The organism is Enterococcus sp. AZ128, from assembly GCF_051714485.1.
Classification (GTDB): Bacteria; Bacillota; Bacilli; order Lactobacillales; family Enterococcaceae; genus Enterococcus_A.
Genome location: NZ_JBIORZ010000001.1, coordinates 283119 through 306297 on the forward strand (window position 1 = coordinate 283119; position 23179 = coordinate 306297).

Genomic DNA, 23179 nt, shown 5'->3' on the forward strand with positions numbered 1-23179 from the left:
TTTTTATTTTATTTAATTAAAAACTGCGACCACCACCGCCAAATGTTCCGCCGCCGCTAGAATTCGTGGTGCTGCCACCGCCGCCACCATTATGGTTCGATGGTTTAGGAATTCGGCGAGTTGTGACAAATGAATTAACTAGCTGATCTTGTCGCTCGGTCAAGTCTAACTGAGCATTTTGACGATAAGGATAGCGATAGGTTCCGGTCTTTAACTGATAACGTAATCGCACTGAAATGAAGAAGCCAATTGCTGCTACCAATGCGACGATTAAGCCGATTGCGAATTCAAGTGGGGTGATAGATTTGTAATACGTGATTTTACCGGTTTTTTCATCTTTTCGGTAGGAACCGCCAGGAATACCGTCATTAACAAATTCTTTTGTATTGGATAAATAGTTGGTGCTGGCCAGATAATAATTGCTGTCCCGCATAGCTGCTTCAACATCATCCAGAAGTTTATCTCTTCGTTTGTCAGTAACATAATCGATCATATTACCAGAAGTTGAAAGATAAATCTCTCGTTGATTCATATCTAGTAACAGCAGAGCGCCGTTATTATCTTTACCAATCCGGGCTTTTAATTGTGTATTTGCAAATTTTCGCGGTTCTTCTGTATTGGTATTCGTCGTTAAGATAAATACTTCCCCTTTGATTTCTTCATTGATTGCGTCGGCTTGTTTGGATAATTCAGTACGTTCTTCTGGGGAAAGCAGATTTGCCTGATCGTCCACTGTGTCGGATGCTGCGAAAACTTTCAATGGGGTGAACAAGGCAAGAACGCCTAGAAATAAAAGAAATTTCTTCATAGGAAATACCCCACAATCATCGCAATCGCCAGAATTGCAGCGAAGATACCTCCTGAGAATAAGCCTAATCGCTTGTTGCTGATTGGCAAGATACCGCTAACTTTTCCTGTTTGCCCATTCATAGCATAATAGTAAGTTTTGTTCGAAGCATCTTGATAAGTTACCAGCCAAACAGGCAGAAGCATATAATGGTTGTCTTGCTTTTCAACATCAACAGACTGATTACTTGGTGTGAATGTCGTATAGCCAGAAACAGTGTCTCGTAATAGCTCTTCTGTGTATTCAGTCAATTCATGATCAATTTGTTCTGCGAGATCCTTAATTTCGATATCGCGTTTTTCCGCTTGGAACCCGGCTAAATACTCTGTGTGAAAATCCACTGCTTGATCGATTGGAAAAGGCTGAACGCCTTCAACCATTTTCTGCTGAAGATTTTTCTTTAAGGCGTTTTTAGTCAAATGATTAATCTTGGCTTTGCCTTTACGAAAGATTTGATAGACTTTCGTTTCTGTATATTCGATTTCACCGACGATCCAAACACGCAGTGAGGTTCCTTTTCCTGTCAAATTACCAGATGTTTCAGCATCAACAATCCAATAGGGAAAATAGACACCAGTCATCTTTTCGATCTGTTGTTCATTGAAAAAGTCTTTCGGGACGAAGCGTTTCTTCTGTGTCCAGGTCAAAAAGTCGGAGACAGCTTTTTGACGATCAATTTTAAACGGTAAAACTTTACTTGGTAAAAACTCTCCAGTCAAGCGCCCCGACAATACAACGGGATTATGACAGAAGTAGCAATAAGTTGCGGCGGTAGTGTGATCAGTGACAATTTGAGCACCGCAACTGGGACAGAGAAATAAATCAATGTCCCCACTGGTCGTTTCCGCAGAATCGGTTGTTTCTGACCGTGTTTCTGTAGGCGTTTCAGAATTTTTGGCCTCAAATTTTTCGATGTCTTCAACAGTAAAAATACTTAGACAATAGTCACAGTGAAATTTCTGATCACTTGGATTAAAAGTCAAAGGACCGCCACAGTTGGGACAATGGTGTGTTAATGCGTCTGCCATTTGCAGGTCCTCCTATGTCAGTAATAGTTTAATCTAGTGGAACAGCTTTGAAGGGTTTTCCGCAATGTGGACAGAATTTTGGGACACCGTTACTTAAGTCGACGATTTCTCCACATTCGCTGCATTTCATTTGGATTTTTGCTGCCGCTGCTGGAGCGGGTTTTGGTTCACCGCAGTTGCTGCAGAATTTACCAGAATTTTCTTCACCGCATTTCGGGCAAGTCCATTGATCACCTGTAGATTTTTGTTGAGCCTGTTGATTCTGTTGCATTTGTTGATTATTATTTTGTGATGCTTGGTTGAGGTAATCTCCGCCGGCATTCATTCCCATGCCCATTCCGAAGAAACCTGTAGCGGCCCCCGCATCATTTTTGCCTGCAGCTTCCATTCCGCGAGCGACTGAGCCCTGTACGTAGCCTTCGCGTACATTTGGATCGCCTAGCATTGCACCTTCATTGCGCATATTAATCAATTTTGTAGAGTCATCTGTGTATGAGATACTAGCGACGGCCACAGAAACGATTTCCATTCCACGTAGTTCTCGCCAGCTATCATCTAGGGCATCTGACAAGTATTTACTTAATTCTAAACTTTTAGACGGTACATAAGAGATGCGTTGTCCATCAGCAGACATTTGATTGATCGACGCTTGTAAACCAGTCAAGAATTCTTGTAAATATTGCTCATTGATATCGCTGATATCGACTTGATCCATATTCCGCGGGATAGCATTAGCAAAAAATAAAATTGGATCCGTAACTTTGATGGAGTAAGTCCCATGTGCTCGTAAAAATAATTCTGCATTATAGAAATTATCAAAGTAATTCAATGGTGTGCTAGTACCGAATTTGATGCCTTTAATTTCCTGTAGATTGATATAAAATACTTGTTGTTTTTGAGGTGTAACACCACCAAATTTGAAACGGCTGAAAGTTTCAGCTACTGCATCTTTCAATGATCCGTTGAACATTGACGGAGCAGAATTGTTTTCTACTGTGTAATAGCCCTCTTCGGCAGTGTAGTCAATGATTTTACCGCCATCAACTAAGAGCATCATCATATTTGGATAAACATGAATGACAGAACCGTCTGTAATTACATCGCTGGTGCCTTTTTTATTGCTGCCGCGTTTGTCATCTTTTCTTACGGCAATACCTTTCGTCATGACTGTAGTCTGTCCCATGTTGGCTGGTTCAATAATTTCTAGCCATTGATCGGCTAGACCGCCGCCAATGCTGCTCGTTGCTGCTTTAAATAGTCCCATCAATATCCCTCCATAAAAACGTTTTTTCTATTATACCACAGGGCTTTTTCTTATAATAAAGGATATAGACCGACAAATTAAAAGACACTAAACAATTGCGTCCGGCAATCGGTTTCTATAGTTTTTTTGCGAGAAATCACGTATAATAAAAAGCAGTGATTTTGAAAGAAAAGAGGAGAATTATGGCGTATCAAGCACTTTACCGCGTATGGCGGTCGCAGCGTTTTGATGACTTGGTTGGACAAGAAGCGATTACGAAGACATTGAAAAATGCGATCCAACAACAGAAAACTTCTCATGCCTACCTATTTACTGGTCCCCGCGGAACAGGGAAGACCAGTGCGGCTAAAATTTTTGCTAAAGCCATCAATTGTCCTAACAGTGTTGATGGGGAACCATGTAATGAATGCGAAATGTGTCGTTCGATCACCGAGGGGCGGCAAGAAGATGTGATTGAGATCGATGCCGCAAGTAATAATGGTGTGGAAGAGATTCGCTTTATCCGTGATCGTGCCAATTACGCACCAACGACAGCTAAATATAAAGTATATATTATAGATGAAGTCCATATGCTTTCGACTGGGGCTTTCAATGCGTTGTTAAAAACATTAGAAGAGCCGAAAGAACATGTGATTTTCGTTTTAGCAACTACGGAACCTCACAAGATTCCTGCAACGATTATCTCAAGAACGCAACGATTTGATTTTAAACGTATCGATGTGCAAGCGATTATCGGACGGATGAAGCATATTCTTGATCAGAGCAATCAACCTTATGAAGAACAAGCCTTATCAGTAATCGCACGAGCGGCTGAAGGTGGGATGCGGGATGCTTTAAGCATTTTAGACCAAGCAATTTCATTTAGTAATGAAACGATAACTTTAGAAGATGCGTTAGCCGTGACAGGTAGCTTAACTACTGAAATGATGGATAGTTTTATCGGTGCTTGTTTACATCAGGATGTTAGTGGTGCGTTAGAAGTTCTAGAGAATATTTTGGCTGAGGGTAAAGAAGCTCGCCGATTGACAGAAGATTTACTATTGTATTGTCGGGATCTGCTGATGTATCAGCAAGCACCGAAGCTTTTAGAGAATCGTTCGGCGTACTTGACTGAGACCTTTAAACAGTTGGCTGAAACTACTGCTTCAGAACGATTGTATATTATGATTAAGATTTTGAGCGAGACGCAAAATGAGATTCGATTTACGAATCATGCCAATGTTTATCTAGAAGTTGCCACAGTTAAGTTAGCGACCATGCAAACCAAGGCTGTTTCAGTGGATCAGCCGATAAATTCAACTTCGTCAGGTGAAGAACAACTGACTGATCAGTCAGAATTAACAGCGCTAAAAAATCAGTTGCAGCAATTACAAAATGAAATACAGCATTTAAAAACCAACCCAACAACGGAAAAAGAAGAGCCGAAAGCTGTACCGAAGAAAACGGCCAGCAGTTATCGCGTTCCGACTGAGCGGGTCTATCAAGTGTTGAGTGAAGCAACTAAAGATCATTTAGGCAATGTGAAGAATGTTTGGGAAGACTTATTGATGGCTTTGCCTGTGACACAACGAGCGATGCTAAAGGCCAGTGAGCCAATGGCAGCTGGGCCGGGATCAATACTGCTTGCTTTTGATTACGAAATCGTTTGTCAACGAGCGGATGGCAGTGATGAGTTGCGCTTGAACATGCAGAATAGTTTAAGTATGATGATCAAAGACTATACACCAGAGTTTGTCTTTATTACTCGTGAAAGTTGGCCGCGTTTGAGACAAGCTTTTGTCAGTCAGCACCACGATCGTCCTGTGGAGACAGAGGAAACTGACGTGGAAGATGAACTCAGTCTGTTGCCGCCGGAAGAAACCAATGAAGTCGTTGAGCAAGCAAAAAGTATGTTTGGTGATTTAGTTACAATAAAAGATGATTAAAGGACGTTGTTTTGTCTTTATGTTTTAACGGTTAGTAGAAAAATAGCATACAATTTGAAATTCAAACTAATTAAAAAATAGTTTGTTGATATGAGAAGGAGCGAATACGTAAGATGATGCGCGGAATGGGAAATATGCAAGGCATGATGAAGCAAATGCAAAAAATGCAAAAAGAAATGGTGAAGGAACAAGATGCGTTGAATGCGAAAGAATTCACTGGCAGTTCAACTAACGACTTAGTTACAGTGACATTCACTGGAGATAAAAGCATGAAGACGATGGTGATTAATCCTGAGTTGATTGATCCAGAAGATCCAGAAATGCTACAAGATATGATTGTATTAGCAGTCAATGATGCAATAACAAAAATTACCAAAGAAACCGATCAAACAATGGGCAAGTATACAAAAGGACTTTCTGGAATGTAAGTGACTTTGGTCTGGGAGGAAGAACAAGATGCAATATCCAGAACCAATTGCTAAGCTTATCGAGAGTTATATGAAACTGCCAGGGATCGGTCAAAAAACTGCAACCCGTCTGGCGTTTTTCACGATCGATATGAAAGATGAGTCAGTGAATGAATTTGCTCGTTCATTGATCAGCGTTAAACGTGACCTGCGCTTTTGCAGTGTTTGCGGGAATATCACGGAAGAGGACCCGTGTGAGATTTGTTCGGACGTGACGAGAGACCGAAGTACGATCTTAGTTGTCGAAGAACCAAAAGATGTGATGTCAATGGAAAAAGTGCGAGAATATCACGGACTATATCATGTGCTTCATGGTGTGTTGTCGCCAATGGAAGGCACTGGACCAGAAGATATTAATATCGCGCCGTTGATTAAACGTCTACACGATGATGAGATCAAGGAAGTAATTATCGCGACTAATGCTACAACTGAAGGTGAAGCCACCGCGATGTACTTATCTCGTTTGATTAAACCAGCAGGAATCAAAGTTACTCGACTGGCTCACGGATTGTCAGTAGGGAGCGATATTGAATATGCTGATGAGATCACTTTGTTAAAAGCAGTGGAAGGACGCCGTGAATTATAAAGATTTCGCGGTGTTTTTTTGAAAGAGCGATAGAAGATCAATTTTATTTGGGGGACAAAAAAGTGAACGGATTATTTATTACGATAGAAGGACCAGACGGCGCGGGAAAAACCAGTGTGCTGAATGAACTTTATCCAAAACTACAATTAACGGCGAAACGATCAATCGTCAAAACAAGAGAACCTGGAGGCATACCGATTGCTGAAAAAATTCGTCACGTGATCCTGGACCCAAGTAATGATCGAATGGACGATCGAACGGAGGCGTTGCTTTACGCAGCGGCGCGTCGCCAGCATTTGATCGAAAAAGTATGGCCTGCCCTAGACGCAGATAAAATTGTTTTATGTGATCGCTTTGTAGATAGCTCGTTAGCCTATCAAGGTGCAGGAAGAGGAATCGGCATGGAAGAGGTAGCTAAGATCAATGAATTTGCGATTGAAGGCACAACTCCTGATGTTACACTATATTTGGATGTTGATTCAGATACTGGATTACAACGAATCATGAAGAACCGAACCAATCAAATTGACCGTTTGGACTCGGAAGGGTTACAATTTCATCAAAGGGTCCGACATGCTTATTTAAAATTAGCAGAGGCAAATCCAGATCGGATCATAAAAATCGATGCTCGGAAACGTTTAGACGAAGTCGTGAGAGATTGTTTTTACGAATTGTTGACACGTTGTCCAGACTATTTTCAATCATGAGAGGTGTAAACTATGAAACTTATTTTAGCGATCGTTCAAGACAAAGACTCTAACCGCTTAGCCAATGAATTTATCGATGCCAATATTCGAGCAACTAAACTTTCTTCTACCGGCGGCTTTTTGAAAGCCGGGAATAGTACGTTCATCATCGGGATTGAAGATGAACGAGTAGAAGATGCTTTAGCCTTAATTAAAGAGACGTGTCAGGCGCGTACACAATACGTTACTACACCAGTAACATTGGATATTTCATTAGACGGACAAGTCCCTTATCCTGTTGAAGTTGAAGTCGGCGGTGCGACAGTATTTGTCTTGCCAGTCGAAGGCTTCCATCAATATTAGAATGGAAGAAGCACAAAGACTTCAGACAATTCAACCCATCGTTTTTCGTCAACTGCAAAATAGTTTTGAGCATGGGCGATTGGCCCATGCTTATCTTTTTGAAGGCGATCAAGGGACCGGCAAAGCGGAATTGGCATTATGGTTTGTCAAGCATCTGTTTTGTTTAGATTTACAAGAAGGAATGCCTTGCGAAAAATGCAATAATTGTCTGCGAATAACTAGTAAAGATCACCCCGATGTAGTGGAGATCGAACCTGACGGCCAATCAATCAAGGTCGATCAAATTCGTGCACTGCAAAGCGAATTAGCTAAGAGCGGCTTTGAATCTGCGAAAAAAGTTGTGATCATTCACCAAGCAGAGAAAATGAATTCAAATTCTGCTAACAGTTTATTGAAATTTTTAGAAGAACCACCAGCTAACTTTATGATTATTTTAGAGACCCAATCTTTAGGTAAAATATTGCCTACGATCCGTTCTCGTTGCCAGATCATTCATTTCCAAGCGTTGTCCACAGCGCGCTTGCAATCTCGTTTGGAATCGGAACAAATCCCTGCAAAAACCGCGAAACTATTAGCAAATTTAACAAATAGTTATGGAAAAGCTGTTGAAATCTCAAAAGATGAATGGTTTAATGAAGCTAGAGATGTTGTTATTCAATGGTTTAATTATCTCGGAAAAAATGATCCGCAAGCTTTTATCTACGTTCAAAAAAAATTGGTAAAGACATTTAAGGACAAAACGCAACAGCAATTTGCCTTTGAAATGTTAGCGTATTTTGTTAAAGAAAAACGTGATCAAGTGATGAAACAAAACCAAACAGACCTAAAGGCGTACAATTACCTATTGGAAGAAGTTTTATCTGCCAGTCAGAAACTAGAAGCGAACGTATCATTTCAAAATATCGCAGAACAAATAACGTTGCGCATTGTTTTTGCTTAGCGTTATTTAAGAGAGTAGGGAGAACCATGGTTGAAGTTGTGGGTGTTCGTTTTCGTGATGCGGGGCATATTTATTATTATGCGTCAGGTAAAAGCGAATATTTTTATAATGATAAAGTCTTGGTCGAGTCGCAGCAGGCGCACCAGATTGCGACAGTGGCAATTCCAAAAATAGAAATAGCGAAAAACGATTTATCAGATGATTTAAAAATGATTTTACATAAAGCATCTGATAAGGAATTAAAAAAAGTGACGCAAAATGAATTAGACGCAGCGTCCGCTTTCAAGATCGCCAAAGAAAAAATACGCTCTCATGAATTAGAGATGAAGCTGATCCAAGTAGAATATACCTTTGATCGCAGTAAAATGATCTTTTATTTTACCGCGGACGGACGGATTGATTTTCGTGAGCTGGTAAAAGATTTAGCCGGTGTTTTCCGCACGCGGATCGAATTACGGCAAATCGGTGTTCGCGATGAAGCGAAAATTTTAGGCGGTATCGGCCCCTGCGGTCGCCCTCTATGCTGTTCAACTTTTTTAGGCGATTTTATTCCTGTTTCAATAAAAATGGCTAAAGATCAAGGACTATCGTTGAATCCAACGAAAATTTCTGGGCTTTGCGGTCGTTTGATGTGCTGTTTGAAATATGAAAACAGTGAATACGAGGCGGCGAAAAAAGAAATGCCTGATTACGGCAAAGAAATTAACACACCTGAAGGACGCGGCAAGGTAATTGGCTTAAATCTACTAAGCAAAGTAGTGAAAGTTCGATTGTTCGGTCGTGATGCAACGGTGGATTTTGATTATCAAGAACTCGTTGAAGCAGGTGATTTATCATGATGGATCGACGTTCCTTGTATGATGGCTTGAATCAATTAGAGCAGGACATGAATAAAAATCTCGAAGATTTAGTCTCTATGAAAGAAACGTTACTTGAACTCGTTGAGAAAAATGCTACGTTAGAGATGGAAAATGAACGATTGCGGGAACGGATTCGTGAGATTGATGAAAAGAAATCCCCTGTCTTAGATGAACGGCAAGAATTATCGGAGTCTCGTTTGAATCTTGAAAAAATTTATGAAGATGGCTTTCATGTTTGTAATTTGCTATATGGATCGAGACGCGAACAGGATGAACCCTGTGCGTTTTGTTTAGATGTGATTTATCGTGAGAGTAAACAAAAGTAAATTGAAAAGTGTTCCAGATGAAGCTGCTTCCGAGACGCTTTATTCAGTAATAGTGGGTGTGACGCTGCTTATGTCGCACTCGCTTTTTTATTAGTCTTTCTTCAAATACTAAATTGAGTTTGACAGAGAGTGATTAAAATTATTATGTTTCAGTAAAAAGCAATTACCTTAAACGGAGTTAGGAGAATGACTGTGAAGGTTCAGAAAAGTTTTGCACAGCAAGTCGGGACATTGTATCTAGTACCGACGCCAATCGGTAATCTGGAAGATATGACTTTTCGTGGAGTTAAGACATTGCAGACAGTTGACTTGATTGCAAGTGAAGATACAAGGAATACACAAAAATTGTTGAACCATTTTGAAGTAAAAGTACCTCAAAAAAGTTTGCATGAACATAACTTTAATGAACGTATTCCAGAATTATTGGATTTTTTAGAAAGCGGGAAATCAATTGCTCAGGTGAGCGATGCAGGCATGCCATCTATCAGTGATCCTGGCCACGAATTGGTCGTGGCTTGTATTGAAAGAAATATCCCTGTTGTGTCTTTACCAGGAGCAACTGCTGGAATGACGGCGCTGATTGCTTCAGGATTATTGCCGCAACCTTTCTTTTTCTATGGTTTTTTGCAACGGAAGAGAAGTGTTCAGAAAAAGGAATTGGAAGACCTGAAGAATCAAATGGCAACATTGATATTTTACGAGTCGCCGCATCGTGTTAAAGAGACATTAAAAAATATCTCAGAGGTTTTAGGAAATCGTGAAGTCGTAATTTGTCGTGAATTAACCAAGCTTTATGAGGAATATTTACGAGGAACAGTAGAAGAGTTAATTGAATACTTGTCAGAGCATTCTTTAAAAGGCGAATGCTGTTTACTAGTTTCAGGAGCAACAGAGATAGTTGAAGAGGAGATTTTCGAGGGGTCGCTAAAAGAACAAGTTGAAGTGTTGATTGCGGAAGGTACTGTATCTAAGGAAGCTATCAAGATGGTGGCAAAACGGCATGGATTAAAAAAACAAGATGTTTACAAAGAATATCATGAATTATAAGAGCAGGAATTCTTTCTTGCTCTTTTTTTGTCAGGTTTTCTAACACAGGAAGTGATGAAATTAGAATTAAATGAAAAAAATGAGATGAAATGCTTTTTTTATTTGAATTTGATGTTAGAATAATTAACATGAAAGAAATGGAGTGATTTGATGGCAGCAAATATTGCATTTATTTTGATTTGTTCAGGATTAGTTTTTCTTATGACCCCCGCATTGGCTTTTTTCTACGGTGGATTGGAACGACGAAAAAACATTCTGAACACGATGATGATGGTAATCTGTACGATGGGATTGGCTTCCTTGATTTGGGTGGTCCTTGGTTATTCTCTATCATTCAGCGGCGGCGGAGATTTTATTGGTAACTTAGATAAGGTATTTTTCAAAGGAATTTCCATGACGAAGGGTGATGGGATTCCAGAAGGGCTGTTTGCTTTCTTTCAAATGATGTTCGCTCTTATAACCACAGCAATTTTAACAGGATCAGTTGCTGGTCGGATGCGATTTTCCGCTATTTTCTTATTTATTGCCATTTGGTTAGTCGTAGTATATTTCCCTATGGCACATATGGTTTGGGGCGGCGGCTTCCTTGATAAGATCGGTTCGATTGATTTTGCAGGTGGAAATGTTGTTCATATCAGTTCAGGAATCTCTGGTTTGGTGTTGGCCATCGTATTAGGCCGCCGACGCGAATATCATCTCGGTGACTATAGGCCTCACAATGTTCCCTTTGTTGTTTTAGGAACAGGGCTATTATGGTTCGGCTGGTTTGGTTTTAATGGCGGGTCAGCTTTAGCAGCTGACGGATTGGCAATTCACGCGATGATTACTACGAATACAGCGGCAGCGTGTGCCATGTTATCGTGGATGTTGATTGAAAAAGTACTAAATGGCAAACCGACTGTTGTTGGTGCATGTACAGGCGCTGTTGTGGGGTTGGTAGCCATAACACCAGGTGCCGGTTTTGTATCGATTTGGTCGAGCTTGTTAATAGGTGTTTTAGTAAGTCCTTTCTGCTATTTCTTTATTTCAGTCATTAAACAGAAACTTGGATTTGATGATGCGTTGGATGCATTTGGCTGCCATGGTGTCGGTGGGATCTTTGGCGGAATCGTAACAGGAATTTTCGCAGATCCTTCAGTTGGCGGTAGAGTAGGTTTGATTTACGGTGAAACGCATCTGTTTATCGCGCAAATCGAAAGTGTACTCTTTACATTAGTTTTTGCTGGGGTAGCTAGCTATTTGATTATTTCGTTGATTAGAGTCTTCATGCCAATTCGGGTATCACAACAGGAAGAGGCGTTAGGATTAGATCAGATCGAGCATGATGAAAATGCTTATCCGACATTTATGGGAATGGATTCTTAAAGTCAACAGTAAGGAGAACGCGATGAAAAAAGTTGAAGCAATTATTAGACAAGAAAAATTAGAAGCAATCAAAGCGGTGATTGATCAGGAAATAGAGGTAAATGGTATGACGGTCAGCCAAGTGCTCGGCTGTGGATTGCAGAAAGGGCAGAAAACGTATGTGCGTGGACAAGAAATTATCACTACCTTATTGCCAAAGGTTTCAGTGAGCTTTATTTTAGCGGATGAAGATGTAGAACGAGTAATTGATCTAATTTTAGAAACCTGTCAATCGGAGGAATGTGGAACAGGAAAGATATTTGTTTATCCGATTGAAGAAGTGATTCGTATTCGAACACGTGAGACTGGAAAGGCCGCGATCCAATAAAAGAACTGTCTAGGAGATTTTTCCTAGACAGTTTTTTTATTTAAGGATATCTTCCTTGATTTTAGTAAACTCCTCTTCTGTCAAGATTCCTTGATCAAGTAAATCTTTCATCTTTAAGAGTTGTTCTGCTTTACTGAGTGATTCATTCGGACTCTTTTGTGGAATAGGGGTTAAATTTTCTTTCAACTTTGCTAAAACAATTGGTGCCTCCGATTCGGTCAAAACGATTTTAGTGACCCCTTCTAGAGAAGTAATCTCTAGGATATCTAAACTACTTTCTTTCGTTAATTGCAGGTCTTGAAGATTGGATAAGGGAATCACTTTAAATGTATCACCGATCATTTTTTTCTGCCCGAGCATAAATCGGTGATTGGTCAGAGCATAGGCGAAAAAACCATCATTTTTCGTTGCGGAGCGTCGATTGTGAACCCCAATAAAACAAACTAAAACCTCTTCTTCAGGACGTAAATGTTTCTCAAGGGTGGAAAAAAGTCTGATTCCCCATTGCGGATCGGCTCCCGAAAACAGTCCAGAGTCTTTACAAAATTGATACATTTCTTCAGCAGTCTTCATGATATGCTCCTTTGACTTATTATCTTCAGTGTAGCAAAACTTGGAAACGCGAACAAATCTTTTTATGTTGGTGCTTAAATTTAATGAATCTCAAAAAAGTGAACTCGTATGATTGTAGGCATGTATATATTAAAAATGGAAAGCAGAGCACAAAAAAACCACCATAGCCGTCACTATGGTGGAAATGAAGGTTGTTATTTACTCTTGGTAGGAGTAAGTATGAAAAACCAATTCGGGATAATTGGTATAATTTCATGATAAAGCATACAGTCAATGAATTCATGAATAGCTGTTTGTTAATCACTAAGAAATGAATTAGAAAAAACTTATGCAAATTCCGTTGAAATTTTACGATATATTTACAAAATGTAAGGGTTGCGTTTCATTTTAAGGAATTTAGGAGCTATGGTACACTTGGGGTGGAAGATTAAATAGGAGGGTACATTTATGGCAAATATCAGTAAAAAGTTACTAACTGAATTGACTTCAGAAGAAGCATCAGGTCCGTTTATCACGTTTATGCTAAACACTCACCATGCGCATCAGGATGTTGAAAAAGATCAAATTATGTTTAAAAATTTTGCTAAAGAAGCGAAACGGCGCTTTGAGAAGAAGTACACTGATCACAGCTTTGAACCATTCCGAGAAAAAATCGATCAATTATTAACCGACGGAGATTTTTGGCGCAGCGGAACTAAAAGTGTTGCCGTGATTTTGACCTCAGACGATATATATGTTCATCGCTTAAGTATCACAGTCGACGATCAATATTACGTAAGTGACTTGCCATATTTATTGGCAATCATCAAAAATACTCAGTTTAACTACCCGTATTATTTGATGGCACTGAATAGAGACTCCATGAAACTTTATTTTGTTCGTAATAAAGAAGTTAGCGAGATCGAACTTCCAGAAGGTGCACCGAAAGACATTGTCACTGCTTTAGGAGATGAACTGACTGGCGGAAGCTTAAATGTATCAGCTCGCGGTGGTGAGGTTGGCAGCTTTCATGGTGTGAACGCAAAGGATGAAGAAGTCGAGATTGACTGGGTGAACTATTACCAAGCCGTCGATAATTTCTTAAAAGAATTAGATAATCCGGATCAATTACCACTGTATCTTTTTGCTTTGCCAGAAAATCAAACACAATTTAAAAAAATTGCGAAGAATCCACATTACTCAGATAAAGCAGCGATCAATGGTTCGCCAGCACAAGCCAATATTAATGAAATCAGACAAGAAACACAAAAACTTTCTGATCAATTAGCAGAGCTTGAAACACAAACCTATCAAAAATTAATCAACAGAAAGTTTATTGATCAATTAGTTGATATCGTACCAGCTGCAAAAGAGGGCAAAGTTTCTCATTTGTTTATCGCAACTTCAAATCTGGTTGATGGTTATGGGGAAGATCCAGATGTGGAATATGACCGTCGTCAGGTGCTCAATGAAATTGCTGATAATGTTATCAAAAATGGTGGACAGGTCTTTGTTCTAGACCAAAAGGATGCCCCCGATGAGAAAAGCTTATTGGCGATTCTACGGTATTAGTGCTTAATTATTTCAAATATATTAAGAAAAATTTTTTTAAGCGATAACCTAGTGTTATCGCTTTATCTGTGTTATACTTCTAATTGTAGTTTTTGTACGGTAATATTGGCAAGTTTGTTTCAGACAACATCTTTCCTATTTCACCATTCAAGTAATTACAAACTAATTTTTATCCTAGGAGGATGTTTAACATGGAACAAGGTACAGTAAAATGGTTCAACTCAGAAAAAGGCTACGGATTTATCACTGCTGAAAACGGAAACGACGTATTCGTACATTTCTCAGCAATCCAAGGCGACGGCTTCAAAACTTTAGAAGAAGGTCAAGCAGTGACTTTCGACGTTGAAGAAGGCCAACGTGGACCTCAAGCTACAAACGTTAACAAAGCTTAATTATAGTAGACTTTTACGCCAGATGCGAAAGCATCTGGCTTTTTTTTTATGAACTTTTTTAGTAAATAAGATATGCAGGTGTCATTTTGGGGATCTTACGTATAGTGACAATCGACATATTTTTCAAAGTTTTGGAATAAGGATTTCTTAAAAAATAAATAGTTGTAAGTTCAATTCTGATTGAAACCGTTTTATCCAAAGAACTTTCTTGTAGAAAGTGGTACTATTCAGATATAATGCGTGAGGAAGGAGGGGTGAGTGTGAAGAAAAATTATGCGGTCGTAGATATCGAAACGACAGGAACTGACCCCAAAACGGATCGGATCATTCAATTTGGTTGCGTTCTGATCGAAGATGGCAAGATCGTGACTCATTTTTCGACGGATATCAATCCAGATCAAACTATTCCTGGACAAATTCAAACGCTGACGGGAATCACTAATCAGCGAATTCGAAAGGCACCATATTTTGAAGATGTGGCTCAAACGATCACTAATTTGTTAGAAGATACTGTCTTTGTGGCTCATAATATTCACTTTGACTATCCTTTTTTAAGTAATGAACTAGAACGGTGCGGTATGCCGCCGTTAACAATTTCTGGAATTGATACAGTGGAACTAGCGCAGGTATTTATGCCCACTTCTTTGAGTTTTCGTTTGAAGGATTTAGCTGAAGAATTAAATTTAGTGCATGAGAATCCTCATCAGGCTGATAGTGATGCAGATGTAACCGCTCAATTACTCTTACATTTGGAAGCGAAAATAAAAGAATTGCCAATCATTACATTAGAAAAAATTATTGATACTGCTGATCAGATGGCTTTTCAAACAAAAGCTTATCTGCAAGATTGTTTGACCGAGATGCAAGTAAATCCAAAACCATTATCAAAAGATATAGCTATTATTCACGGTTTGGCTTTGCGTAAAAAAAGTGTTTCCCTCTTTTCCGAGAATTATTTTGGAACCAAGGCGTATCCTCGTTCACGTAAGGCGAAGGAAAAAGTTTATCAAGGTGAGTTGGATTTCCGTAAAGAGCAAGCTCGTTTAATGAATTTAGTATATGATTTTTTCAATAAAAAGGATGATAAAAATATTTTGGTAGAAGCAGCGACTGGCATCGGGAAGACGCTGGGTTACTTGCTGCCAATGAGTTTTTTGGCTACTCCAGAAAAGCCTATAGTTGTTAGTACAGTATCGTTGTTGTTGCAAGAGCAGATTTTAAACCATGATTTACCACTGATTAATCGTTTATTGGATCAGCCGCTGCAGGCGGTAGTGATGAAAAGCAGCCGTCATTATATTGACCTAGAGCGTTTTTATCAAAGTTTCCAAAAGAAATCGGAACAAAAACAATATACCTTTTATCAGATGGCTCTGCTTGTTTGGTTGACACAGACAGAGACTGGGGATTTCGATGAATTGAATATGACTAGTTTGAAGCATCCATTCTGGAAAGAAGTCTCTCATTTAGGAACTCATACGCTAAATCCCAACAGTCCCTTTTATCATGCAGATTTTATTCGTCATCGTCAGGAAAAATTGGCTCAAAGCAACTTGATCGTTACCAATCATGCTTATTTAGCACAAGAGGATCAAAGACAGACACCTCAGCTGCCGAAAAGTCCGTATCTGATCATCGATGAAGCACATCATTTGAATCGAGTATTGGAAAAAATCAATACCCAACAATTTAATCTTTTGGCGATCCAGCGGATGTTTAATCGTCTGTTGGACGATCAATCATTCTCTGTTTGGCAAGCGTTGGTCCAAAAAGATCATCAGACCCAGCATACTCTTGAAATTTTTCAAGATGTATTACAGGAGTTGAATGAAGATTTGACCGATTTTTATCAAATTTTCAAAGAAGAGTACCCCACCCAAGAAGAACGATTGATTACAAAAGAAATGATCGATCAATTATCTTTAGCAGGTGAACAAGTTTTGCAACGGATCGGACGTTTGTATCATGATGCCTTGACGTTAGGGGAACAGATGCAAGGATACTTTACGATGTATAAAGAGACTTTTAGCATTAAAGAGCAAGCGGAATGGAGCGATCTTCAAGCTTTATTGGACAGCTTGATGCAACAACAAATCGCTTTTGAGACCTTTAGTGAAAAATGGGATGCCCGCTATATTCATTGGTTTAACGCCAAGCGAAAAATGTTTCAAGTACAAGATCTAGAAGCGTCACTGATTGGCCATACAAAGTGGTACGAAAGCTATCAGCAGATTCTCTATTTAGGTGGAACGTTAAAAATCGGCAGTGACCGTCATTACTTCGCCAAACGTTGGGGAATCTCAGACTCTGCTCTGAAGATTATCAGCAGTCCTTACGACTATGCTGAGCAAGCTCGTTTGTATTTACCAACAAATAGCATCAGTATTCAATCCACTTCTCCAGATCAATACGCGAACTATGTCGCCAATGTGGTTCATAAAATGGCGGAAAATCAGAAGCGGCCAATCTTAGTATTATTCACTTCTCATGATATCTTAAATCGTGTTTATCAGCGAGTGCGTGTTCCTTTATTAAATGAAGGAAGAGAGGTTTTGGCTCAAGGAATCGGCGGCAGTCGTGAAAAGTTGTTAAAACGTTTCTTACTTTCGAAAGATGCACTGTTATTTGGTGCTGACAGTTTTTGGGAAGGGATTGATTTGCCAGGAGAGATTCTGCAGATCTTAATCGTTACGCGTTTACCGTTTGAAAATCCGCAGCGCCCGCAAGTCAAGGCTCGCAACGATTTTTTAGAAGCGGAAGGGATTAATCCATTTTTCCAAGAAGCCGTACCGCATGCAGCATTACGCTTACGCCAAGCATTAGGGCGCCTGATTCGATCGGATCAGGATAAGGGTGTTATGCTTTTGCTAGATCAACGTTTCATCACTGCGAAATATGGTGAAAAACTGCGGAAGGCACTGCCAAAAGAATTGCCGATCAGACAGTTGCCGATGGAAGAAATTTTACTGGAGACAGATCAATTTTTAAATTCTGACAAAAGTGAAGAGAATTAATGAGGGAGAGCTCTTCTTTTGGTATAATGTAGCTTGTCTGAGAGGAGTATGATTTTGGATACGAATAGTGCAAGACAAAAAAAGCTTAATCGTTGGCTATTAGGAATCGTGACTTTTCTACTGATTATTATCGTGGCAGCAACCATGATTTTTATTCGATCAAATCGTCCGATGCACCAAGCCAAAAAAGAGGCTGTTCAGATGGCAGAAAAATATGCCGATTTAAAGACGGTCGATCGCTTCTATTGGTTCAATCGTGAGAAAACTTATTTTACGGTTACCGGTGAAAGCAACAAGGGCGAAGCAATCATTGTGATTGTTCCTAAATCGGGAGAAAAGATTCGCGTCCTCGATCAAAAAGATGGGCTGACAGAACAACAAGCAGAAAAACGCTTTGAAAGTGATAATCCAGATATGATCTTTGAGAAAGCCAACTTAGGTATTTATCGTGATCAAACAGTTTGGGAGATTACCGCAAAAGACGATCAAGGCGCGATTCATTATTACTTGCTGGCATTCGATGACGGCAAGACGATCAAAGTCATCAAAGAAATCTAAAAAAACTTGGTAGGGGAGTTATCAGTTATGAAATTATCACAGCGTGTAACAAACTTAGAACCGTCCGTCACTTTAGCAGCGACCGCCAAAGCCAAAGAGTTGAAAGCCCAAGGATTAGATGTCATTAGCTTGACTGTTGGAGAGCCGGATTTTACTACACCGGAAAATATCGAGCAAGCAGCGATTGACGGGATCAAGAGCGGCAAGGTCAGCTTTTATACTGCTTCTGGTGGAACACCTGAATTGAAGTCTGCGATTGTCGATTTTACTAAAAAAAATTATGATCTGACGATCGAACCGAAAAATATTATTGTGACCAGCGGCGCAAAATTTGCGTTGTATACATTGTTCCAAACGATTTTGGATGATGGAGACGAAGTGATTATTCCCGTTCCTTATTGGGTGAGCTACGGGGAGCAAGTTAAATTGGCTGAAGGAAATCCAGTCTTTGTTACAGGTGATCAAGATAATGATTACAAGATAACGGTTGACCAGCTTGAGGATGCCCGTACTGAGAAAACGAAGGCGATCATCCTTAATTCACCATCGAATCCTACAGGAATGATCTATACTGAGGATGAATTGCGGGAAATTGGCGAATGGGCAGTTCGTCACGAGTTGTTGATTGTATCAGATGATATTTATGATCATCTTGTTTATAATGGAAACGAAGCACCGCATATAGCTTCTTTATCTGACGAGATTTTCCATCATACGGTAATCATCAACGGGGTATCAAAAACTTATTCGATGACTGGTTGGCGAATAGGTTATGCGATTGGGAACGCTGAAATTATCGGCGGTATGACATCAATCGCTTCTCAGGCGACTAGTAATCCAACAGCAGTAAGCCAAGTCGCTGCAGCTGAAGCCCTGGCTGGTGAACAGGAGACTGCGGAAAAAATGCGGAAAGCCTTTGAAGAACGCTTGAATACCATCTATCCTAAGGTCGCTGATTTACCGGGATTCAAGTTGAAAAAACCACAAGGGGCATTCTATCTGTTTCCGAATATCAAGAAAGCAATGAAAATGGGTGGTTATGATAATGTGACAACTTGGGTCAACGACTTGTTGGAACAAGAACATGTTGCGTTAGTAACAGGTGAAGGTTTTGGATCAGCCGACAGTGTGCGGATGAGTTATTCAGCCAGCATGGAGGACTTAGAAGAAGCAGTCGTGCGGATTCGTCGTTTTATCGAAAATAGTAAGAAGTAAAACATTATTTCGGGATAAATATGTTAGGAGAGACATTTGTGGAACAAATTCAAATCATCGATGCCAAGAATCATGTTGGCGAAACAGTAAAAATCGGCGCTTGGGTCGCTAATAAGCGTTCAAGCGGAAAAATCTCTTTTTTACAATTGCGTGATGGAACAGCATATTTTCAAGCCGTAGTTGTAAAAAGTGAAGTATCTGAAGAGGTCTTTCATTTAGCTAAAGAGTTGACACAGGAAACGTCAATCATTGTAACTGGAGAAATTCGGGAAGATACGCGTTCAAAATTTGGTTATGAACTAGGTGTGAAAGAGATCGAAGTAATCGGTGAAAGCCATGATTACCCAATTACACCAAAAGAACATGGTGTGGACTTCTTAATGGATCATCGTCATTTATGGTTGCGTTCATCACAACAACACGCAATCATGTTGATTCGTAACGAAGTGATCCGTGCAACTTATGAATTCTTCAATAATAATGGGTTTGTAAAAGTTGATCCACCGATTTTGACAGGTTCAGCGCCTGAAGGCACAAGCGACTTATTTGAAACGAATTATTTTGATCACAAAGCGTATTTATCTCAAAGTGGTCAATTGTACATGGAAGCTGCGGCGATGGCACTAGGTAAAGTTTTCTCATTTGGGCCAACTTTCCGTGCAGAAAAATCAAAAACTCGACGCCACTTGATCGAATTTTGGATGATCGAGCCAGAAATGGCCTTCATGCATCAAGAAGACAGTTTAGAGGTTCAAGAGCAATATGTTGCTTTTCTTGTTCAAAGCGTTCTAGATAATTGCGATTATGCTTTGGATGTCTTAGACCGCGATAAAGAAATTTTGAAGAATTATACGAAACTTCCGTTTCCGCGTATCTCTTATGATGAAGCTGTGGAATTGTTGAAGAAAAACGGCTTTGATGACATTGAATGGGGCGATGATTTTGGTTCGCCACATGAAACGTTTATTGCCAATTCGTTTGACCGGCCGGTCTTCATTTTGAATTATCCGAAAGCAATCAAACCTTTTTACATGAAACCACATCCAACGCGTGATGATGTTGTTATCTGTGCGGACTTGATTGCACCAGAAGGCTATGGGGAAATCATTGGAGGATCAGAACGTGCAACGGATTATGATTTCTTGCTGGAACAAATTCGCGAAGCGGGACTAAACGAAGAAGAATACTCATGGTATTTAGATTTACGTAAATATGGTACTGTGCCGCATTCAGGTTTTGGTCTGGGGCTTGAACGAACGATTACCTTTATTTCAGGGATTGACCATGTACGTGAAGCTATCCCATTCCCTCGTTTGTTAAATCGTATTTATCCATAAGAATAAAGTCTAGAAGCGCCGAGGAATTTTTCCTCGGCGCTTTTTTGCGAGTTTAGAGATATGAGGTTTGTTGAAAAATTTATGGACAAGTAGTTTAGCTTAATCGTCTGCGTAATGAGAATGAAGTTTTTTTCAGATGATACCTTAGCTCGAATTAGCTGTCAGTTAAAAGCCAATCTTTTCTAATAAAGTATTTTCTTGGTCGTTATCGTGACCGTAATCGATCTGACCTTCTTTTTCGTCATTCTCTTTGAGGTTGGTAGTGACAACTGTTTTGACCTCTTCTTTGTCGATGTTCTTTTCGACGATTTGCGAAGTCGCTCCTAAAGTGATTAGTGCCAATGCGATAATAGTAAGTTTTTTCATTTTAAATTTCTCCTTTTTTCAGTTGTATTTTTGCAGGTTAAAAGAATTTATGTTTGATTTCGCCTTTTACTAAGTCAAAGAACGGAGTCATGACATTTGTGCAAGTTTCTTCTGGTAAATGTGTTTCAGCGGCGATAAAGTCGACGATTGCAACCAAGTGTTTTCTGGAGTAACGAGTAATATTTTCAGTGCAATAGTGTTCGTAGCTTTTTAAGATGTTTTCGATTGTTATCGTTGATTCGTTTGTTTGTAGCGCCAATGCTTCGGTAGTTTCTGTATTATTCATTTTGATTTTCTCCTCTGTATAAGTAAGTTTTCTGTTTAATTTAAAAGCCAATTTTTTCTATTAGCGTGTTTTCTTGATCGTCATCATGACCGTAATCAATGTTGTCGTTCTTTTCGTCGTTTTCTTTAAGGTTAGTAGTGACGACTGTTTTGACTTCTTCTTTGTTGATATTTTTTTCGACGATTTGCGAAGTCGCTCCTAGAGTGATTAGTGCCAATGCGATAATAGTAAGTTTTTTCATTTTGATTTCTCCTCTGTGTAAGTATTTTTTAGTTTAAAATCCGATCTTTTCAAGTAAAGAATTTTCTTGTCCATCATGTTGAAAGTAGAGGTCTTCGTTCTTTTCGTCGTTTTCTTTAAGGTTAGTAGTGACGACTGTTTTGACTTCTTCTTTGTCGATGTTCTTTTCAACGATTTGCGAAGTTGCTCCTAGAGTGATCAGTGCCAATGCGATGATAGTAAGTTTTTTCATTTTAATTTCTCCTCTTTGTTTGTATTTTTATGGTTTGCTGAATTGTCAAATTAATTGCAACATTTCTTCTTGAAAGACTTCCCAACAATTTTTCCAGTTCAATGTTTTTTTAGGACGCATATTTATCTTGCGTAATGCTTCCTGTTTCTCCGTAGGGGGTACCTTTGAAAAATCAGTTCCCTTAGGGAAGAATTCTCTAAATAAACCATTCCCATTTTCGTTAGATCCGCGTTGCCATGGGGAGTATGGATCACAAAAATACATAGGTACGTCTAAATCTTTCTCAATTTCTTTCCAGCAAGAAAACTCTTTCCCACGGTCGACCGTAAAGCTTAAAAATGCCTTGTGACTCCCTAGGTCTTGCACAAAAGCTTTAATCGCTTGTGCCATTGACTTCGCGGTACGATCCCTCATTGAGATCGCCCAATAAAAGCGTGTTTTCCGTTCAATAAACGTTGCTTCGCAGGCTTTGCTTTCCCCTCTGCTAGAAACAACTGTGTCCAACTCCCAATGTCCAAATTCTTCTCGAGTTGACACAGAAGCTGGGCGTTCATCAATGGTATGCCCTACAGTCATTTTGCCTCGTGCCTCTTCTTGTTTTTCTTGTCTTCTGCCTTTATGTCTCAGACACTGTTTAGACACATTAAGAATACCGGCATAGAGCCAATTGTAAATGGTTTTGAATGAAACTATTTGACGATCATTCGCAATTTGTTCAGGGGACCAGCTGTCTTCAAGATCACATTCAATCTGATAAGCGAATTCAGAAGTCCATTTGGACTTCGCACCACAGGCACTGCGCTTCATTTCCGCATCTAATTGCGCATTGTCGGCATTATAGATCAAATCTTCGGGTACTCGTTTCAACTCACGATCAATCGTTGTTCGGCTAACACCAATTCTGTCCGCTATTTCTTGAATACTCTTGGCATCATAAATCATCGTCTCTATACATTTTCGATTATCTCGTGTAAGCTTTTTGTGTGAACCCATCAAAATCACTCCTAGTAGTTTGTTATCCTAAACTCATTTTACTAGAAATTTTTGATGGGTTCTTTGTTGCGATTAATATTACAATTCAGCGTTTAAAAGAATTTATGTTTGATTTGTTTTTTTACTGAGTTAAAGAACTGAGTCATGACATTTGAGCAAGTTTCTTCTGGTAAATGTGTTTCAGCAGCGATAAAGTCAACGATTGCAGTTAAGTGTTTGCTTGAGTAGCGGGTAATGTTCTTGTTGCAATAGTGTTCGTAACTTTTTAAGATGCTTTCGATTGTCATCGTTGATTCGTTTGTTTGGCTAGCGAGTGTTTCGATCATTTCTGCATTATTCATAGTAAATTCC

The 23179-nt window shown here is 39.5% G+C and carries 27 protein-coding genes; 17 read left to right on the top strand and 10 right to left on the bottom strand.

The genetic code is table 11. From position 1 onward, the window contains the following. Window positions 1-16 precede the first annotated feature (16 nt). From IGI38_RS01250 to IGI38_RS01260, 3 genes are read right to left on the bottom strand one after another with little or no spacing between them, the layout of a single operon-like run. Complete coding sequence (locus IGI38_RS01250; protein WP_438725773.1) at window positions 17-808, bottom strand: TPM domain-containing protein; 792 nt, start codon at window positions 806-808, stop codon at window positions 17-19. Further along, a complete protein-coding gene (locus IGI38_RS01255; protein ID WP_438725775.1) occupies window positions 805-1875 on the bottom strand; it encodes a TFIIB-type zinc ribbon-containing protein in 1071 nt (356 codons plus the stop codon). Before IGI38_RS01255 ends, IGI38_RS01250 begins: the two co-directional genes overlap by 4 nt. A gap of 28 nt (window positions 1876-1903) precedes the next feature. Next, window positions 1904-3139 carry an SPFH domain-containing protein gene (locus IGI38_RS01260; RefSeq protein WP_438725777.1) on the bottom strand — a complete coding sequence of 412 codons (1236 nt, stop codon included), beginning with the start codon at window positions 3137-3139 and terminating at the stop codon, window positions 1904-1906. A gap of 182 nt (window positions 3140-3321) precedes the next feature. Between IGI38_RS01260 and dnaX the strand changes: the two genes are divergently transcribed. The 11 genes from dnaX to IGI38_RS01315 all read left to right on the top strand — a co-directional run bounded on the left by dnaX (window position 3322) and on the right by IGI38_RS01315 (window position 12071). After that, window positions 3322-5064 carry a DNA polymerase III subunit gamma/tau gene (gene dnaX, locus IGI38_RS01265; protein WP_438725779.1) on the top strand — a complete coding sequence of 581 codons (1743 nt, stop codon included), beginning with the start codon at window positions 3322-3324 and terminating at the stop codon, window positions 5062-5064. A 113-nt stretch (window positions 5065-5177) separates the two neighbouring features. Next, window positions 5178-5492, top strand: a complete 315-nt coding sequence (locus tag IGI38_RS01270) for a YbaB/EbfC family nucleoid-associated protein (RefSeq protein WP_438725781.1) — start codon at window positions 5178-5180, stop codon at window positions 5490-5492. Window positions 5493-5520: 28 nt separating this feature from the next. Then, window positions 5521-6117, top strand: a complete 597-nt coding sequence (gene recR / locus IGI38_RS01275; RefSeq protein ID WP_438725783.1) for a recombination mediator RecR — start codon at window positions 5521-5523, stop codon at window positions 6115-6117. 62 nt (window positions 6118-6179) lie between these two features. Next, entirely contained in the window at window positions 6180-6824 is a 645-nt protein-coding gene (gene tmk / locus IGI38_RS01280) for a dTMP kinase (protein WP_438725785.1), read from the top strand. A 12-nt stretch (window positions 6825-6836) separates the two neighbouring features. Continuing rightward, window positions 6837-7166 (top strand): cyclic-di-AMP receptor, encoded by a 330-nt coding sequence (locus IGI38_RS01285; RefSeq protein ID WP_010740793.1) that lies wholly within the window; start codon window positions 6837-6839, stop codon window positions 7164-7166. Between the two features lies 1 nt (window position 7167). Then, window positions 7168-8106, top strand: a complete 939-nt coding sequence (holB, locus tag IGI38_RS01290) for a DNA polymerase III subunit delta' (RefSeq protein WP_438725787.1) — start codon at window positions 7168-7170, stop codon at window positions 8104-8106. Between the two features lie 26 nt (window positions 8107-8132). Next, window positions 8133-8945, top strand: coding sequence for a PSP1 domain-containing protein (locus tag IGI38_RS01295; protein ID WP_438725789.1), 813 nt, complete (start codon window positions 8133-8135; stop codon window positions 8943-8945). Next, window positions 8945-9292: a DNA replication initiation control protein YabA gene (locus tag IGI38_RS01300; protein WP_207106930.1), complete on the top strand. Its 348-nt coding sequence runs from the start codon at window positions 8945-8947 to the stop codon at window positions 9290-9292. Before IGI38_RS01295 ends, IGI38_RS01300 begins: the two co-directional genes overlap by 1 nt. A gap of 186 nt (window positions 9293-9478) precedes the next feature. Continuing rightward, window positions 9479-10339 carry a 16S rRNA (cytidine(1402)-2'-O)-methyltransferase gene (rsmI, locus tag IGI38_RS01305; protein ID WP_438725791.1) on the top strand — a complete coding sequence of 287 codons (861 nt, stop codon included), beginning with the start codon at window positions 9479-9481 and terminating at the stop codon, window positions 10337-10339. 150 nt (window positions 10340-10489) lie between these two features. Further along, complete coding sequence (locus tag IGI38_RS01310) at window positions 10490-11704, top strand: ammonium transporter (protein WP_438725793.1); 1215 nt, start codon at window positions 10490-10492, stop codon at window positions 11702-11704. Window positions 11705-11726: 22 nt separating this feature from the next. Then, window positions 11727-12071: a P-II family nitrogen regulator gene (locus tag IGI38_RS01315; RefSeq protein ID WP_438725795.1), complete on the top strand. Its 345-nt coding sequence runs from the start codon at window positions 11727-11729 to the stop codon at window positions 12069-12071. A gap of 36 nt (window positions 12072-12107) precedes the next feature. On the opposite strand, the gene IGI38_RS01320 is transcribed toward IGI38_RS01315, so the two are convergent. Next, window positions 12108-12644, bottom strand: a complete 537-nt coding sequence (locus IGI38_RS01320) for an SHOCT domain-containing protein (protein WP_438725797.1) — start codon at window positions 12642-12644, stop codon at window positions 12108-12110. 447 nt (window positions 12645-13091) lie between these two features. Here IGI38_RS01320 and IGI38_RS01325 point away from each other — a divergent pair, with 447 nt between their 5' ends. The 6 genes from IGI38_RS01325 to asnS all read left to right on the top strand — a co-directional run bounded on the left by IGI38_RS01325 (window position 13092) and on the right by asnS (window position 20711). Beyond that, window positions 13092-14195: a baeRF6 domain-containing protein gene (locus IGI38_RS01325; protein ID WP_438725799.1), complete on the top strand. Its 1104-nt coding sequence runs from the start codon at window positions 13092-13094 to the stop codon at window positions 14193-14195. A gap of 191 nt (window positions 14196-14386) precedes the next feature. Continuing rightward, window positions 14387-14587, top strand: coding sequence for a cold-shock protein (locus tag IGI38_RS01330; RefSeq protein WP_010745638.1), 201 nt, complete (start codon window positions 14387-14389; stop codon window positions 14585-14587). 236 nt (window positions 14588-14823) lie between these two features. Then, window positions 14824-17601, top strand: coding sequence for a helicase C-terminal domain-containing protein (locus tag IGI38_RS01335; protein WP_438725802.1), 2778 nt, complete (start codon window positions 14824-14826; stop codon window positions 17599-17601). A 54-nt stretch (window positions 17602-17655) separates the two neighbouring features. Further along, a complete protein-coding gene (locus tag IGI38_RS01340; protein WP_438725804.1) occupies window positions 17656-18159 on the top strand; it encodes a cell wall elongation regulator TseB-like domain-containing protein in 504 nt (167 codons plus the stop codon). A 27-nt stretch (window positions 18160-18186) separates the two neighbouring features. Then, window positions 18187-19374 (top strand): pyridoxal phosphate-dependent aminotransferase, encoded by a 1188-nt coding sequence (locus IGI38_RS01345; RefSeq protein WP_438725806.1) that lies wholly within the window; start codon window positions 18187-18189, stop codon window positions 19372-19374. A 38-nt stretch (window positions 19375-19412) separates the two neighbouring features. Beyond that, complete coding sequence (gene asnS / locus IGI38_RS01350; RefSeq protein WP_438725808.1) at window positions 19413-20711, top strand: asparagine--tRNA ligase; 1299 nt, start codon at window positions 19413-19415, stop codon at window positions 20709-20711. 165 nt (window positions 20712-20876) lie between these two features. Here the strand turns inward: asnS and IGI38_RS01355 are convergent, their stop codons facing one another. The 6 genes from IGI38_RS01355 to IGI38_RS01380 form a co-directional block, all read right to left on the bottom strand. After that, window positions 20877-21077: a hypothetical protein gene (locus tag IGI38_RS01355; RefSeq protein ID WP_438725810.1), complete on the bottom strand. Its 201-nt coding sequence runs from the start codon at window positions 21075-21077 to the stop codon at window positions 20877-20879. A gap of 37 nt (window positions 21078-21114) precedes the next feature. Beyond that, window positions 21115-21363, bottom strand: coding sequence for a hypothetical protein (locus IGI38_RS01360; RefSeq protein ID WP_438725812.1), 249 nt, complete (start codon window positions 21361-21363; stop codon window positions 21115-21117). A 40-nt stretch (window positions 21364-21403) separates the two neighbouring features. After that, window positions 21404-21604, bottom strand: coding sequence for a hypothetical protein (locus tag IGI38_RS01365; protein WP_438725814.1), 201 nt, complete (start codon window positions 21602-21604; stop codon window positions 21404-21406). A 33-nt stretch (window positions 21605-21637) separates the two neighbouring features. Next, window positions 21638-21835 carry a hypothetical protein gene (locus IGI38_RS01370; RefSeq protein ID WP_438725816.1) on the bottom strand — a complete coding sequence of 66 codons (198 nt, stop codon included), beginning with the start codon at window positions 21833-21835 and terminating at the stop codon, window positions 21638-21640. Between the two features lie 45 nt (window positions 21836-21880). Next, window positions 21881-22828, bottom strand: a complete 948-nt coding sequence (locus tag IGI38_RS01375) for an IS30 family transposase (protein ID WP_438725454.1) — start codon at window positions 22826-22828, stop codon at window positions 21881-21883. A 92-nt stretch (window positions 22829-22920) separates the two neighbouring features. Continuing rightward, on the bottom strand, window positions 22921-23169 hold the full coding sequence (locus IGI38_RS01380; RefSeq protein ID WP_438725818.1) for a hypothetical protein: 249 nt from the start codon (window positions 23167-23169) through the stop codon (window positions 22921-22923). Window positions 23170-23179 lie beyond the last annotated feature (10 nt).

What these genes read in the sequence shown, in the direction of transcription:
- IGI38_RS01250 (WP_438725773.1), bottom strand. Translation starts at nt 808, where the DNA reads ATGAAGAAATTTCTTTTATTTCTAGGCGTTCTTGCCTTGTTCACCCCA.
- IGI38_RS01255 (WP_438725775.1), bottom strand. Translation starts at nt 1,875, where the DNA reads ATGGCAGACGCATTAACACACCATTGTCCCAACTGTGGCGGTCCTTTG.
- IGI38_RS01260 (WP_438725777.1), bottom strand. Translation starts at nt 3,139, where the DNA reads ATGGGACTATTTAAAGCAGCAACGAGCAGCATTGGCGGCGGTCTAGCC.
- dnaX (WP_438725779.1), top strand. Translation starts at nt 3,322, where the DNA reads ATGGCGTATCAAGCACTTTACCGCGTATGGCGGTCGCAGCGTTTTGAT.
- IGI38_RS01270 (WP_438725781.1), top strand. Translation starts at nt 5,178, where the DNA reads ATGATGCGCGGAATGGGAAATATGCAAGGCATGATGAAGCAAATGCAA.
- recR (WP_438725783.1), top strand. Translation starts at nt 5,521, where the DNA reads ATGCAATATCCAGAACCAATTGCTAAGCTTATCGAGAGTTATATGAAA.
- IGI38_RS01285 (WP_010740793.1), top strand. Translation starts at nt 6,837, where the DNA reads ATGAAACTTATTTTAGCGATCGTTCAAGACAAAGACTCTAACCGCTTA.
- holB (WP_438725787.1), top strand. Translation starts at nt 7,168, where the DNA reads ATGGAAGAAGCACAAAGACTTCAGACAATTCAACCCATCGTTTTTCGT.
- IGI38_RS01295 (WP_438725789.1), top strand. Translation starts at nt 8,133, where the DNA reads ATGGTTGAAGTTGTGGGTGTTCGTTTTCGTGATGCGGGGCATATTTAT.
- IGI38_RS01300 (WP_207106930.1), top strand. Translation starts at nt 8,945, where the DNA reads ATGGATCGACGTTCCTTGTATGATGGCTTGAATCAATTAGAGCAGGAC.
- rsmI (WP_438725791.1), top strand. Translation starts at nt 9,479, where the DNA reads ATGACTGTGAAGGTTCAGAAAAGTTTTGCACAGCAAGTCGGGACATTG.
- IGI38_RS01310 (WP_438725793.1), top strand. Translation starts at nt 10,490, where the DNA reads ATGGCAGCAAATATTGCATTTATTTTGATTTGTTCAGGATTAGTTTTT.
- IGI38_RS01315 (WP_438725795.1), top strand. Translation starts at nt 11,727, where the DNA reads ATGAAAAAAGTTGAAGCAATTATTAGACAAGAAAAATTAGAAGCAATC.
- IGI38_RS01320 (WP_438725797.1), bottom strand. Translation starts at nt 12,644, where the DNA reads ATGAAGACTGCTGAAGAAATGTATCAATTTTGTAAAGACTCTGGACTG.
- IGI38_RS01325 (WP_438725799.1), top strand. Translation starts at nt 13,092, where the DNA reads ATGGCAAATATCAGTAAAAAGTTACTAACTGAATTGACTTCAGAAGAA.
- IGI38_RS01330 (WP_010745638.1), top strand. Translation starts at nt 14,387, where the DNA reads ATGGAACAAGGTACAGTAAAATGGTTCAACTCAGAAAAAGGCTACGGA.
- IGI38_RS01335 (WP_438725802.1), top strand. Translation starts at nt 14,824, where the DNA reads ATGCGTGAGGAAGGAGGGGTGAGTGTGAAGAAAAATTATGCGGTCGTA.
- IGI38_RS01345 (WP_438725806.1), top strand. Translation starts at nt 18,187, where the DNA reads ATGAAATTATCACAGCGTGTAACAAACTTAGAACCGTCCGTCACTTTA.
- IGI38_RS01355 (WP_438725810.1), bottom strand. Translation starts at nt 21,077, where the DNA reads ATGAAAAAACTTACTATTATCGCATTGGCACTAATCACTTTAGGAGCG.
- IGI38_RS01360 (WP_438725812.1), bottom strand. Translation starts at nt 21,363, where the DNA reads ATGAATAATACAGAAACTACCGAAGCATTGGCGCTACAAACAAACGAA.
- IGI38_RS01365 (WP_438725814.1), bottom strand. Translation starts at nt 21,604, where the DNA reads ATGAAAAAACTTACTATTATCGCATTGGCACTAATCACTCTAGGAGCG.
- IGI38_RS01370 (WP_438725816.1), bottom strand. Translation starts at nt 21,835, where the DNA reads ATGAAAAAACTTACTATCATCGCATTGGCACTGATCACTCTAGGAGCA.
- IGI38_RS01375 (WP_438725454.1), bottom strand. Translation starts at nt 22,828, where the DNA reads ATGGGTTCACACAAAAAGCTTACACGAGATAATCGAAAATGTATAGAG.
- IGI38_RS01380 (WP_438725818.1), bottom strand. Translation starts at nt 23,169, where the DNA reads ATGAATAATGCAGAAATGATCGAAACACTCGCTAGCCAAACAAACGAA.